At 55.2% G+C, this 14,491-nt stretch carries 10 protein-coding genes and 1 tRNA gene; 7 read left to right on the forward strand and 4 right to left on the reverse strand.

What is annotated here, in order from left to right; translation table 11 throughout:
• Positions 1-149: 149 nt before the first annotated feature.
• The 7 genes from RIB44_07835 (at position 150) to RIB44_07865 (ending at position 7,354) form a co-directional block, all read left to right on the forward strand.
• Positions 150-1,022 carry a LamG-like jellyroll fold domain-containing protein gene (locus RIB44_07835; GenBank protein ID MEQ8616490.1) on the forward strand — a complete coding sequence of 291 codons (873 nt, stop codon included), beginning with the start codon at positions 150-152 and terminating at the stop codon, positions 1,020-1,022.
• Positions 1,023-1,150: 128 nt separating this feature from the next.
• Positions 1,151-1,687, forward strand: a complete 537-nt coding sequence (locus RIB44_07840; protein ID MEQ8616491.1) for a sigma-70 family RNA polymerase sigma factor — start codon at positions 1,151-1,153, stop codon at positions 1,685-1,687.
• A 1-nt stretch (position 1,688) separates the two neighbouring features.
• Entirely contained in the window at positions 1,689-3,407 is a 1,719-nt protein-coding gene (locus tag RIB44_07845) for a FecR family protein (GenBank protein ID MEQ8616492.1), read from the forward strand.
• Positions 3,404-4,591 (forward strand): LamG-like jellyroll fold domain-containing protein, encoded by a 1,188-nt coding sequence (locus RIB44_07850; GenBank protein MEQ8616493.1) that lies wholly within the window; start codon positions 3,404-3,406, stop codon positions 4,589-4,591. The genes RIB44_07845 and RIB44_07850 overlap by 4 nt, the downstream gene beginning before the upstream one ends.
• A 51-nt stretch (positions 4,592-4,642) precedes the next feature.
• The gene (locus RIB44_07855; GenBank protein ID MEQ8616494.1) at positions 4,643-5,689 is read left to right on the forward strand and encodes a DUF1559 domain-containing protein; all 1,047 of its coding nucleotides are present in this window, start codon (positions 4,643-4,645) and stop codon (positions 5,687-5,689) included.
• An 88-nt stretch (positions 5,690-5,777) separates the two neighbouring features.
• On the forward strand, positions 5,778-6,272 hold the full coding sequence (locus RIB44_07860) for a hypothetical protein (GenBank protein MEQ8616495.1): 495 nt from the start codon (positions 5,778-5,780) through the stop codon (positions 6,270-6,272).
• A 113-nt stretch (positions 6,273-6,385) separates the two neighbouring features.
• Complete coding sequence (locus tag RIB44_07865) at positions 6,386-7,354, forward strand: PmoA family protein (GenBank protein ID MEQ8616496.1); 969 nt, start codon at positions 6,386-6,388, stop codon at positions 7,352-7,354.
• A 172-nt stretch (positions 7,355-7,526) separates the two neighbouring features.
• Here the strand turns inward: RIB44_07865 and RIB44_07870 are convergent.
• From RIB44_07870 to RIB44_07885, 4 genes are all read right to left on the reverse strand, one after another.
• A tRNA-Asp gene (locus RIB44_07870) sits at positions 7,527-7,600 on the reverse strand.
• 176 nt (positions 7,601-7,776) lie between these two features.
• The gene (locus RIB44_07875; protein ID MEQ8616497.1) at positions 7,777-11,277 is read right to left on the reverse strand and encodes a serine/threonine-protein kinase; all 3,501 of its coding nucleotides are present in this window, start codon (positions 11,275-11,277) and stop codon (positions 7,777-7,779) included.
• A 16-nt stretch (positions 11,278-11,293) separates the two neighbouring features.
• Positions 11,294-13,153: an adenylate/guanylate cyclase domain-containing protein gene (locus RIB44_07880; protein MEQ8616498.1), complete on the reverse strand. Its 1,860-nt coding sequence runs from the start codon at positions 13,151-13,153 to the stop codon at positions 11,294-11,296.
• A gap of 259 nt (positions 13,154-13,412) precedes the next feature.
• The gene (locus RIB44_07885; GenBank protein MEQ8616499.1) at positions 13,413-14,453 is read right to left on the reverse strand and encodes an aldo/keto reductase; all 1,041 of its coding nucleotides are present in this window, start codon (positions 14,451-14,453) and stop codon (positions 13,413-13,415) included.
• Between the last annotated feature and the right edge of the window lie 38 nt (positions 14,454-14,491).

The following is a 14,491-nucleotide window of genomic DNA, read 5'->3' on the forward strand; positions in this document are numbered from 1 at the left end:
CAGGCAGTCTTATAGTAGGTGCAGAGGAATGAAGGCTTGTGCCGTCTATTTGATGGCAGAGAACGGGAAACACTTTCAGTTGCTGTGGCTTTTCCGTTAGGCAGAGACTCTTTTCAAAACCTTTTACTTTTCTCTTATGGGAGGTGCTCATGCATTGCAGAACCTTTGCCTGCCAGGCGTTAGGGGCCTTGGCTATCTGTTTGTTTGTCGGTCTTGCTGCCGATGCCCAGACGCTTATCTCGCACTACGAATTTGAAGGAAACACCGATAACTCCGTGGCGGGGCAGCCGACAGGAACGATTGTCGACTTCAATCCCGGCAATCCGGCCTCCGGGCTAGGCGCTGGTGCCGTCGGTTCTGGCGGGCTGAATCTGAATTTCGGCGACTACATGGGAATCACGACAGCAGGCGAGCCCAACGAGGCCGTCTTGCACGACATGACCATTGCCATGTGGATTAAGACGGCCCCCGGATTGACTGACGGAGAACTCGGCAATATCCAGATCTTGGGGACTTTGAACGACGTCGATTCAACAGCGCTGCTCTTGGGGACCAACGGTGTTGGCAATTTACAGTTGTTCCCGCGTGTCTCTACCGGCGGATTCAATCGACCTCGGCTCGAACCGGGTGGAGATGTCTTCGCGCTAGAGAGAAGCTGGGCAGACGGCGAGTGGCATCACATTGCCATCTCCATGACCAACGGGGCGACCAATGGCGATGCCGTGGGCCAGTGGTATATCAACGGGCAGCCGATTGATACCGGACTAAGCGGTGGAGGTGGAGGTATCGATACCAGCCTCACGTTTAGTCCTTGGGAATTCGAACTGATCATTGGCGGAAGAAACAACCGAGGCGCTCCCGACTCCTTCCTACCCGGCGGCATGATGCTCGATGATATCCGTGTTTACAGCGGGGCTCTTTCTGCCTCGCAAGTCGCGGCGTTGGTTCCCGAGCCCACAAGCCTCTTCATGCTGTTGACGAGCAGCGTTGGCTTACTTGGAGTTTATCGTCGCAAGAATTAGAGACCGGTCGCACTACGAGAGCGTCCGGTTCCAACTCGAACCGGACGCTCATCCTACCGCTCGGCAGTTGAGGGATTATTGAAATCGCTTCCAGACGTGCTAAGGCCAAATGATTGATGAGCCAACCCATGGACAATTCGACTTGTGACAGCGGAGTGAATGACGAATTCATTCGCAACCTCACGAGTTGCCAAAACAGACTGTATGTCTACATCCTGTCGCTCATGCCCGATCCCGAAGGAGCTCGTGACCTACTTCAAGAGACTAATCTCGTCTTGTGGCGTAAGGCGAAAGACTTTCAGCCGGGCACGAGCTTCGAAGCTTGGGCTTGCAAAATTGCCTACTACGAGGTTCTCACGGAGCGTCGTAAGCGAGGACGTGATCGACACATGTTCAGTGAGGCAGTGGTTTCGCTATTGGCCTCCGAGGCAGAGCCAAAATTAGCTCAGCTTGATGAACGATCGTTAGCCTTGGATGAATGCTTGGGGCAGCTTCATCCCAGGCAGCGACAGCAGTTGCTAGAGCGTTATAGCCCAGGCGGTTCTGTCAAAGCATTGGCAGAGGCGACGGGTACCACACAAGGAGCTGTAGCAACGACGCTTTATCGTATCCGTAATTTGTTGTCCGACTGTATCAAGTCGAAGCTTTCGAGAGGAACCGTCTGAGATGAGTGCTGGCAGCCCTGATCATAGAAGAATCCGTCGGATGATCGCCGATTTGCATGACGGATTGCTATCTGATGAGCAAGTTGCCGAACTCGAAAGCGTTCTGAGGCAGGATGCCTCGTTGCGATCAGAGTATTTCGATTTCGTAATGCTGCATGCACTCTTAGAAGTGAAGCACGAACCGGCACTCCGCGCGGCGACTGCCGCGGAAGTCGATGTGGAGATGTCTTATCTGGCGAACGCGACCTCAACGTCTGCTACAGCCGGAGGACACGCGGAATGCGAACTTGCCAGTCCACTGGCTTCAGTGAAAACTGCGGAAAGCGTATCATCACACACGCGGAGCAAGCGTCGTGTGCTGGGGTTTTTTGCAACTATCTGCTCGATGCTTCTTATCGGCATTGCTTACCTACTATGGTCGAACAACCAGTTCAGCGACCAGCGTGACGCGAATGAATACATCGCTGTGCTTTCCAAGACAACGCGCGCTCGTTGGCTCGCCAATCCGCCAGGAGCAGCACCGGCAAGACTGCGGTCGGGCCGTTCTCTACAACTCATGGAAGGACTGGCCGAAGTCACCTTGAGTAGTGGTGCCGTTGTTGTGGTGCGAGGACCTGCTGATTTGCAGCTTGTTTCACCGATGCGTGTTAAAGCCAATCGGGGTACGGTCCGCGCACGAGTCGGCGAAGAGGCGACGGGCTTTGTCATCGAAACCCCCAACGCCGATGTCGTCGATCTCGGGACCGAGTTCGGCGTCAATGTGAGTGAAGCAGGAACCACCGATGTCGTGGTGTTTGAAGGTGCCGTCGATCTGGCCTATCACGCTACCGATCGCTCTACCAACGAAATAAAAGGTAGTTCACCGACGCAAGCGGCAACGAAAGCTTCGCATCGTAAACGACTGAGTTCTGGCGAAGCACTGCACGTCAATACCGAGGGGACGCTGCAGCGGATCGTTTCGATTGACAGCAAGCTCTATCCGACGTCTGCGGTCATCGGCTCATTAGCCCAGCCCCGCCCGGCAATTATCACACGCGTCTCTGACAACATTCGCGATCCCGAGAACGCCCAGTACTACCAGGTGGTCCACGAAGGCTTATGGGAAGATTCACGAGCCTTCGTCGATCGGCATCACGAGTGGAACGGGGTCGACGAACAAGGCATTCCGCACTTCCTGCTTGGTGCCGACTACGTGATGACTTTTAACTCTGATAAGTGGCAATCGGATCTGGCAATCAACGTTGAACTGAGCCGCCCAGCAACGCTGTACGTGTTCTACGACAATCGTCGGACTGTGCCGGACTGGCTTTCTCGCGGATTCAAGGATACGGGCATCGATATCGGCGTGGACGAGGGCTTCCCCGATAATCCTCGACTACCTGAACTTAACGCCATTGGGCCGGGCAAGAGCGTGAATGTTCGCCATTCGATTTGGAAACTTGTGGTTGATCGTCCTGGTGTGGTCACGCTTGGCTCGCTCGCGACCCAAGAGATCGCCGTAAATATGTACGGAATCGCTGCAGTTCCGCTCCCAGACGTCGAATTGAAACGGGCGGAGTTTCCTCGAGAAGATTCGTCGTTTCGCATACCCGCTCAGGACAACGACACCCCGAATACTTTTCCCGAGCCTATAGCTCATTCAGACGAACTTTCAAACGCTAAGAGCGGCTTGAATCTCATCAAAGAAAGTTTTGCTTATCCGGGAGGTGGAGTACTATGAAAGTCTTCAATTTTCAGACGAACGCTGCTGTAGTAGCATTACTAGTTGTCAGCGTTGCTGGACCTGTTTTTGGTCAGACCTTGCTCTCGCAGTACAAGTTTGATGGGGATCTGACGAATAGCTCCACCTTCATGGACACCAATGGCACGTTGGCTCCTGATGGAACCTATCGCACGGGTACCGATTCGGCGACCGCCGCTGCGGGCACTCCTACCTTTACGACCGGAGTTGACGGCACGCCGAACGGAGCAATCGTGTTCGATGGAAATTCTGGAGAAGGCGGATCGAACGGTTGGGTCGATATCACGACAGCGGGCCATCCGGGTGCCCCGATCGGTCTGCAAGGGACGCCTACCGATGACGATCCGTTCGCCAGCAACGGCCCAGGTCTAGTCTCGGGGACGGCTATGGCCTGGGTCAAATCGACCAACACAGCCGGAGCACGTTGGATCATGGGTAACCTCAATGCAAATCCCTCACCCCCCTTCGTATTCGACACGCAGGCTTGGCTGATGGGTTGGAGTGGTTCCGCGCTACAGGTCTTTCCTCGCGCCTCAGGTCCCGGCTCCACGGGCGTTCAGCGATTCATCGTTTCCGATCCCACCGGGACGACTGACTGGGCGGACGACGAGTGGCACCATGTCGCCTTCCGTTGGAATGGTGGGGCAGAACAGGGCAATGGCACTCCCGAATATGCCTCTGTCTTTCTGGATGGTGTCAATCTTGGGGCCGCGGCTACCAACTTCTTTCTAGACCCGACGGACACACAGAATGCTTGGCAATTCCCCATGGCCATCGGGGCACGAAATAACCGCGGTACACTCGATGGTTTTTTTGATGGTGCGATTGATGATCTGCGAATCTACAGCGATTTTCTCTCGGACCAAGAGATCCTCGACATCTTCAACGAAGTTTCAGTCGGTAGTGACAATGCCGACTTCGACGGCGACACGGATATTGACGGTACGGATTTTCTCACCTGGCAAGAAGGATTCGGCGTAGGAGTGACTCTCGCTGAGGGTGACGCTAATGGCAGTGGCGGAGTTGACGGAGACGATCTGGCTATTTGGAACACTCAGTACGGAACCACTTCGAGTGCGATTGCAGCACAGTCCGTCCCGGAACCGGCAGCCCTGATGCTGGCTCTTTCGGGGGTGCTCTCTATGGTGCGTCGATATCGCTAGAGAGAAGCGACTCGCTCTTCCAGCGGCTTCTAGCGGAAAGGGACTATTCAAATGCAAGTTACAGGCCGAACTGTTAAACGCGGATTCACGCTCGTCGAGCTTCTCGTGGTGATTGCCATTATTGGAGTCCTCGTCGGCCTACTACTCCCCGCCGTGCAGTCGGCGCGTGAAGCAGCACGTCGTGCCCAGTGTCAGAACAACATGCGGCAGTCGGGCTTAGGGGTGCAGAACTACGTTTCCTCATCGGGCGGAGAACTTCCTACCGGCGGTATCACCAATGGTCCCTGTTGTAATTCCAAGAGTGAGGAAAGCTGGACGATCCTGCTACTTCCTCACATCGAGCAGCAACAACTATACGATCTCTATGACTTTACGGTCGAGAATGCGCACCCCAATAACGCACAAGTTCGCACCGCTCAAGTACCTGCTTACATTTGCCCTTCCGACTTAGGAACCGACGAGTTAGTCATGCCGGGCAGTGGTCCGGGGGCGAATGTCGATCCCGGTTGGGCACGCGGCTCTTATCGTGCGGTCACGGGACGCGGGGGAGAGGACCCGATCTCCGGGACGAGAATCTACTGGGACAGTCACGCGGGCACCAGCGCTCGCCCCGACTGGATGGGCCCCATGCCAACGACGGTGAATCTCCAATTCTTTCAATCGGTCACTGCTGGCGCCCCGCCCGACGCGCTCAAAGACTTTGTACTCCGGCCTGTAGAGTTGCGGCAGATCACTGATGGTACTTCGAACACGTTGCTCATTGGCGAGCGTCACAGTGTTGATACAAGTGGCTCAGAATGTTCGGCAATCCTCGATTCGACTCGGCGGCAAGGGCTTTGGGCATATACCTATACGTCCTATAACAAATCACAGGTGACTGCCCTTTCGGGCACTATTCTGCCGGATACATGTCGTTGTTTCATGACAACTGGAGCTGGCGAGGCATGCAAACGTGGATGGGGAGCTCTGCATCCTGGAGGGCTTCACTTTACCTTTTGCGACGGTAGCGTTCAGTTCATCTCTGAAAACGTGGATATGTTTTTGCTAGCTGAACTGGCAACGATTGCTGGTGACGAACTTGCTTCCTATCAGGAATAATCGTGTGGCACGCGTGTTGGTTGATTGACCCAAGTTTCGTCCGGTCTCTCGAGAATCTCATCAATACCAAACAATCTGGGCATTACGCATGGCAAGTCCGATAAACGGACCGTTCTGCAGCACAAAACGAACGAACTTCCACCGTGGAATGTTCTTCTTGTTGGCGGTTGACATGCTCACATGCTTGGGCTGTAAGGATCGACCCTATGAAGTTGCGCCTGTCTCAGGAGTCGTCACGCTCGACAACGAACCCTTAAGAGAGGCAATTGTTAATACTCAGCCCCTGGGATCATCCGAATCGAGTAACCCAGGGCCCGGGTCGTTTGCCAAGACGAATGAGAAAGGAGAATTCACTCTTGAGCTTGTCTCGCCGGCAGAGCCAGGAGCCGTCGTCGGTCAACATCGCGTCGTCATTCGGATCCCCGAGGAACTTTCGGCAAGCGACGACCTAAATCCTCGTGCACGCCCAAAAGTGCAACTCCCTGTAACCGCGCTCGATGGAACATTGCGGCTGGAAGTTCCTCCCGAAGGCCGCAAGGATGCCAACTTCGAACTGCAGTCGAGAAAGAGAAAACGACGTTAGAGCCACTCAAGTCCAGCTACTGTGAAGATGAGAGAACAAGAGCCTCGGAGTCAGTTCGTCACAATGAACTTTTATCAGCTCAAGCTATTTTGGTATCCGCAATGAGTCTTCCGATGAGAATTCCTTTAATAGCTCTTCTCGCGGCGACGCTTTGCCTGTATTCGGATGCGGTTGTTGCAAAGATAACGATGGAGAAGACCGGAGACACGGTGCGTGTTCTAAACGACGGCGAGCTATTTTGCGAGTATCGTACTTCCTCTCAGGGTCAGCCGGTGGTTTGGCCCATCGTTGGTCCCACCGGCGCTGAATATACTCGGTCCTACCCCATGGGAGTCCGGTTGGAAGCTGAGCAACCGGATCATCCCCATCATCAGTCCCTCTGGTTCGCTCACGGTGATGTTAACGGCCATGACTTTTGGCACGGCACGCTTTCGGATTCCAGAACAGTGATCAAGCATTGTGGATTCTCTCAGATTTCTGCCATCGGAAACCTCGGGACAATCATCGCTAACAATCTGTGGAGAGCCAAAGGCAAAACGCTGATAAGCGACTGCCGACTCATTCACTTTGGGGTTGAGGGCCAGCTTCGCTGGATTGATTTCACGATCAAGCTGACCGCCGTTGGCGGCGAGGTAAGATTCGGAGACACAAAAGAGGGAACTTTCGCCATGCGTGTGGCAGGCACGATGAAGGTCGACTCACCTGGCAAGGGCCACATCGTCAACAGCCTGGGACAACGCGACGACAAGGCTTGGGGAACTCCTGCCAACTGGGTTGACTACTGCGGTCCTGTGCAAGGGCAGACGGTGGGAGTCGCTATCATGTGTCACCCCGAAAACTTCCGCCACCCGACGCGTTGGCATGTCCGTCCCTACGGTCTGTTCGCTGCCAATCCGTTTGGAGAGGCAGATTTCCTCCCAACCGGCACGCAACAAGGCGATTTCACCCTAAGTGCAGGTGAAAGTCTACGGTTGCGTTACCGCGTCCTCTTGCATGAGGGCGATGCCAGCGAAGCCTGTGTTCAGGACGAATACGCTCGTTTCTCATCTCAACTTTTCGACGCCTGCTCGCATCCGCAATAAGCTTTTCGTTGCAATGGCAACTTCGAAATTACCAAATACAGTGGTTCGGCAAGCAAGCTGAACTGCTCTTTGTGCAACCTATGCGATACGATCAGGATCTGTGAGAGGCTTTCATCGTTAGATAAGGGCCAAGCTGGAGCCGAACACTCTTGAATTCTTGCCCAAAAAGAAGCGACGCCGACGGGACTCGAACCCGCAACCACTGGATCGACAGTCCAGTACTCTAACCAATTGAGCTACGGCGCCTTGGATGACTATATTCTACTGGCCACAGGTGGAATCTAGAAGGCTCTCAAGCCTCGAATTCCATGTTCTCCGGCGGGGCAAACGAAGGCGATATCAATTACGTATCGGCCCTCGTGAAGAAGAAATATAGCTAGAAGTCCGCTTCGCGAAAAGGGCCTCGCCTTACGAGGGCACAACTACTTATCCCCTCCTTTTCCTTCAGCAATTCGCTTGATGAGCTGCTGATAGTCCTCGCGGCCCTGTAAGGCCTTAAACGCTTGTCCCTCTTCAATATCCTCCAACGCGGGTTTGCTGGAGATTAGGGCACCAAAACGGCTTTTCTTACTCTTGATATAGCCCTGCTCCCAAAGCTCGCTCAGCCAAGTAACGGCTTGGGTTGCATGCTGTTCGACGAGCTGCGTCTGCTTGTCAGGAGCGAGTTTGTCGTCTGCCTTTAGCTTGGCGATGCCATTTGCCAAGACAGTCGCCAGTCGGTATTTGTTCGCTTCTCGCTTGTCGTAACCCGCATACTTGGTGAGCTGATCGAAAAACTCTTCGTAGCGATGCTTGAGAAGTAAGTTGTCGAAGGTCGTCCAAATCGCTCGGCTGGCCACTAAGCGGAGAGCCTTGGCGGCATTGGAAACGATTTGGTAGCCGTCGGACATCTCCTTGGAATCTGGCACCTTGCTGATCTCGACAGCATGTGCTGCAACGACATCTAGCTCGATCATCGCGTCTGCGTAGTGCAGTTGGTCAAGGTAACATTGGGCTCGTTCAATTCGGATTTGCCCAAGCTGGTGATACGCTACTCCCAGACCGGGAGCGCGCTGCAAAAGGTTTTCGAAGACTTCTTGCGATTGATCAAGCAATGCAAGGGCTTCTTCCGTTCGATGGATTTCCGTGTAGGCTTCGGCTACGGCATACAGCGCGTCTCCTTTGGCATAGAGCGAATCAATCGAGGGTTGCACTGACTGCTCGACGGACTGCTTCTCGTCGAACCGAGCAAGCGACTCCATCGCGCTGGTGTAGGATTGTTCTGCCTGCTCATGTTGCTCAAGAGCTGTGTGGAGTTGGCCTGCAGTCTTTTGCAACATCGCCATGCGTAGTAAGTCATCTGGCTGCGAGTCCATCTCATCGAGCAACGTTTGTGTGAGGTCGACGCCTTCCTCGATGGCTTCCAGTCCAAGATCGCGAGCCGCTCTCCTTGGGACTCCGATCTTCAGTTCGCCAAACTGGATTTGCAAATCGATATAGAGTCGGTAGTAATCAGGCACGTCCGGATAGTAACTGTCGACGTCCAGTATGATGTCGCGTCCCTCGATAATGCGATCAACGGCGTCGTTGCCCCGGCCTTGGTGGTAAAGGACTTCACCCTGTTGCAATTTGACCGTTGCTAGGTGATAACCGCCGCTGGCAAAGTAATCGTCAGATTCGTAGAGCGGCCTGAGTAATTGTTCCGCTTCGGCATACTTATCGAGTGAGGCATCGAATTTCCACTGTCCATTGCTTTGAATTGCCGCGTGCTGGAGCAAAACGCGTCCCAATCGGAGCTGGTTTTCTTGTGTCTCCTCCTCGGGTGCGACTTCTCGATAGCGGCGCAACACCTGCGTCGCTTGGGTGAGTTTCTCCGAGGCTTCCGCGAGCTTCCCAACCGTTCGCAATCGTTCTGATTCGCTTGCTAAGGCGTAGGCGTATCCGCGTTGATACTCACCATTTTTGGGTTGCTTCTCCGCTAAGGCAGAAACGCGTTTCAGGCCGTTCTTCAGCAACTGCTCAGCTTCTGGCCCCCGCTGACTGAAGACGAGCATGTCAGCGTAGTCAATCTCAGTAGCTGCATGATTGTATTGATAGTCGAGATTCTCCGGAAATTCTTCAGCCAACTCGCGATAACGCTTCCTCGCCGTGTCGTAAGCCTCTGCCGCTTTCTCGATATCCCCCATCTCGTAGTACGTTGCCGCCAACTGGAAGTAGGCTTCAGCTCGGTCGGCTCGCTCCGATTCACTCTCTGCCGCAACTTGGGAGAGCGCCTGGTAGTAGTTGATGGCAGACTCTTGCAACTCGCCACGAAAATCGCGCATGGGAAAACTTAGTAGCTCATCCGCTTGGCTAAGTTCCTGATAGTTTTTCAGCGAGTCCTTCGAGAGCGTCAACAGCTTTTCGACCCGCTTGCTTTGGCGATCCACTTCTTCCTTGGCGGCTACGGCGGATTCCTTGGCAGCACGTTCACGCTGATTAGCTTGGGAGAGAAAGTAAACGCCGCCAGCCGAAACCCCGAGCGCAACGACCAAAGTCGCCACCGCAGTGCTAACGAGTGTGCGATGTTTTTTTACCCAACGGCGTCCCCTGGAGAAAACAGACTCAGGTAGTGCAACCAGAGGTTCGTCTGCGAGCCAGGCTTCGATGTCTTCTCCCATTTGACGAGCTGCCGCATACCGATCCTCGGGACTCAGCTGCATGGCCTTCAAGCAAATGGCCTCGAGCCCGCGCGGGATTGCCGAATTCAACGCACGCGGTTTGGAGAACAATCCTCGCTGCACCCGCATCAGCACCTCTCCCACGTCTTTTCCGTCCTGCGGCGGTCTTCCGGTAAGCAACATGAAAAGAGTCGCCCCCAGACTGAATACGTCGCTCGCAGGGCCGAGCTCGTCGAGGCGGCCCGCAGCTTGTTCGGGGCTCATAAAGGCGGGCGTACCAATCGCCGAGCCCATCTGTGTGGGCGCAGAACCAGAACCTGACTGAGGTTGGATCACGGTTTCTGGCAAAGCTGGACCGATAAGATCGTCAGCCGTCGAATCCGTCGCAGAGGCACCAATCGCTTTGGCCAATCCCCAGTCGACCACCAGGGTTTCACCATACTGCCCCAGCATGATGTTGCTCGGTTTGATGTCACGATGCAAAACACCCCGGCTGTGGGCGTATTCGATGGCATTGCAGACGTCGATCAAGCGGGTTAGCAAGCGGCGTAATTGCAGATCGTCGGTGTCGCGAGTCCACACTTTGTCGGGGCTTTCGTGGAAACGCTCAATCCACTGACGCAAGCTATCGCCGCGGATGAATCGCATTGCGTAATACGGCCTACCGTCGGCATACTGCCCGAGCCCATAGATCGGCACGACGCCCGGGTGTTCGAGCCCACCCGTGATCTCTGCTTCTTGGAGAAAACGCGATCGACTATTCTTGTCGTCGGCATGGCGATCGAGCAACTCCTTGAGGGCGACTTCACGATTCAGCTCCGCATCACGTGCGACGGACACCTGCCCCAAACCGCCGGCGGCGTGTGGACGAAGCACGGCGTAACGAAGATCTTCACCCTCAGCTTGCTTTTTCGGAGCCGCCACCGTGGCGTGCGTGTCAGCCTTCTGAGGTGCTGGTGCCAAGTGGCCAAGACTGGCGTGGATGTCCCGGTCGTCGAGCGCGGCCAGATCGTACTGCAAGGAGGCAGTCGCGCGCATGGCGGCAAGGCTTTTGGCCGTGTCACCGGAATGCTGCTCGACGTGCTTGCTGACCAAAGCATCGATGACGGAGTGAGTCGCCGGGTCGAGGGCTCCGCTCTCAACAAGGTGCTCGTCCAACGGACGCTGCTTATCGAGCATCCATGAGTTCATTGCCGCGATGAGGTCGCTTTCAGAAATGAAATCCGTCTGAACGGCGAGAATGCCGAAGAGCAAGTTGCGGTCAGTGGAAACAGTGGCGGACATAAGTTAACCACAATACCTATTTGCCGGGCAACGTCCAGATACTGGTATTGCCATGCTGCCCAGGCCGGGCGGCTTCTCCAACGCGGCGTGCTAGAGACGCCACGGCACGATCCTCGGGATAGTCGAGCGCCAGGACGTTGACTCTCGCCATGGCTTCATCGATGTTCTCTTCTTCCAAAGCGGTGAGCGCCTGCTCGTGGCTATCGCAGCGCTTTTTCCAATCTTCCGGAGGATGAGAAACGAGCTGGTACAGGTCGATGGGCTCCTGGATGTTCACCACGCTCACTCGACCTAAGCGACGTGCCGAGAGGCTCTCAGGGAGTGATTCGAGCGTTGAAGCGGTCACTAAACAGTCAGCGCCGAGGTATTTCGTCGCCCCCTGAACTCGACTGGCGATATTCACCACGCCACCGAGCGGACCGTACTTCAATCTATGACGTGAGCCCGTATTGCCGACCCGGGCAATACCAGAGTTTAGCCCAATCCCAATCTCAACATCTTCTCCGAGGATTGTGCGCCACCTTTCACTCACCTCGCCTAGAGACTCTCCCATCTGACGCGCAGCTCGACAGGCAAGCGTGGCGTGATTGGGCTGTGAGACGGGAGCGCCCCACATGGCCATCAGTTCGTCGCCTATGTAGTCGACGAGTACGCCGTCGTGAGCTTTGACACATTCGCTAAGTGAACCCATAGCGTCCTGAATCAATGCCATTGTTTTTTCGGGACCTAGTCGCTCGCTGATACGACTGAAGCCGCGAATGTCCGCAAAGAGTACCGTCACATCAGCATCACGACCTTCAAGCAAATTAGGGTCTCGCTCGAGTTGTTCAGCCAGTTGCGGCGTGAAGAACTGCTCGAATTGCACGCGGGCGGCTAGAGCGGCTTGTTCCTCTTTTAGCCGAGCGAGTCCTGCTGCAATGCCTGTCGCCAGCAGTTCGACGAGCTTCGCTTCGAACGGATTGATATCAGGAACCCCGCCGCTCGATGAGGTGCCGCGACGGTCTCCGTACAGAGCGCCAATGACGTTACCATCTCCGTCGAGGATAGGAGCTGCGACCAACGCCGTTACGTCCTGCAAGCTGCGCGGAGTATCCGAACCCATGTTGGGGACATGACGAAATGTTCGTTTTTCCGTCCTCACCTTCGACAACAAGGTTTGACTTGGTGCCCAAGTGGAATCGGAAGCTTCGGAATCGGTCGAGTGCATCGCCTCAATGAACCAACGGTCCTCCGTGAAGCGAATCATCGCGGCTGTATCGAGCTGTACGATGCGGACAACTGCCTGTGCCGCTTGCTCAGGAAAGTCTCGCGAGTTGGCGGCACTCTGGAAGACGCCGAGGACAGTCTCCAACCAGCGAAGCAGCGACTCTTCATTGAGGGTCGCCCCTTCGGTGAGCAACGTGACTTCCGCAGTCGAAGCACGCTTACCGGGGGCGACGGTGCGTTCCGGCAAGCCTTCCAGGTCGAGTGCGTCCTCGTCCTCGGGCGGATCGACGCGCACCGCATACTCGCCAAATTGCACAAGCACCGGAATCGCAGCGGCGGCGGTTTCCCCCGGCTGCAGTGTCGTGTGGGGAGAGATACGAACAGGCAGGGAACCGCTGAGATTCTTCACGGTGACGGAGGTTTCGCCATCAGGGATGAGAGCGACGTGCGAGCGCGAGACCTCGACGTCGTCGATCGGGGTGACGATAACCCGTGCTCCGTCGGTATGGTCGACTCGAACAGCGGCGTCGGGTTCACCCTCGCGCTGGCGTCCGATATCCAGCGTGGTGTTAAGGACAGTGGCAAGGATGCGCTGTCGATGATGATAAACAAATACCGGCGGAGCAAGTTGCGATGCTGCGTCAGGCGGTTCAGAGTGTATCGACGACATGCGTTGTCAAGAAAAGAAATCGATCAAAGTAACAACTTACTCATACAACTATTGTAAACCACAAAGCACACGAAGGGCACAAAGGATCGACCGGATAACGGGATGAGCAGGATCAACAGGAATAGAAACTATGCATACACAGCTTTTCGCATTCATGAAAGCCATTATTTCTTGCCGAGAAAAATCCTGTGAATCCAGCCTATCCAGTTATCCTGTCCCGAAGTCTCTTTGTGTTCTTAGTGCTCTTTGTGGTGATCTTTCAAAGATGCTGATACTCGCTGTCGATAAGCCCCGCGTCCTTGGCTTCCGACCAGAAATCATTCGGAACCAAAGTTTCAACGAGCGCGATGTTGTCCGCGATTCTTGATGGGCTTGATGTGCTAACGGCCAGCGACGCGACGCCCGGTGGTGACATCGCGAACTGAACACAGGCAAGTGCCGGCTTGATACCGTGCTTGTCGCAGAGGGCGTTCAATCGCTTGCGGTAGTCCAACAGTTTGCGGTCACCCTCGGTTTCTTCAGTGACAAGACGATAGTCGAAATGCGTTCCGCCGACCAAGAAACCGCCATGGAAAACGGCCGAATTGATGATCCCCACGCCTTTCGCGGCAAGCGAATCGAGAAACGCAAGCAACTCTGGCGGGTGGCGCATGATCGTGAGACTGTTAGCGATCATGACCCAGTCGAGCTTCACAGCGGCGTCGATTTCTTGGATCACCCGCCAGTCCTTCGCCCCGATTCCCACGGCGGCGGCTTTGCCTTGATCCTTCAATTCGTTGAGGGCACGGTAGGCATCGACAACATCTTGAAATCGCTTTTCGCGGTCTTCAGCGGAAGTCGCGGCAGCGAAATACTCGTCCGGGTCGTGCACCGAGACCAACTGCGAAGTGTAGGGCTCGCCAAGCAGTTGGTTGCCTTGCTCCCAGCAATCAAGAATGCCTTGGTAGCTAATGTGCTGCTCGGCATCATGTTCCAAATCCACCCAAGCTCCAGGCTCGAAAGTCGGTTCGGGCGTGGTCAACGGCACACGCTTCCAAGCGAGCTTGTTGCTGATGACAACATCGTTCGGATCGACCTTTAATTCGCGAAGCGCGTTGCCGATGGATTCGAGCGCGAGGCCAGCACCGTATTTGCCAGCGGAATCAAGGACTGCAGGTGATTCGATTTGCTTGAGCAACTCACCAACGATGGCCGTCTTCTGCTCAACGGTCATCGCGGTGTAGAGGTTGCCCAGACCGCTGGTTCCGAAAACGAGCGCGGGGACTTCGAGGCCGGTGTTTCCGAGGGGTCGTTTTGCCATTGAGTACTACCTGCTGAGATTTGGAGTTTTTTTTAGAA

Source organism: Lacipirellulaceae bacterium, assembly GCA_040218535.1.
Classification (GTDB): domain Bacteria; phylum Planctomycetota; class Planctomycetia; order Pirellulales; family Lacipirellulaceae; genus Adhaeretor.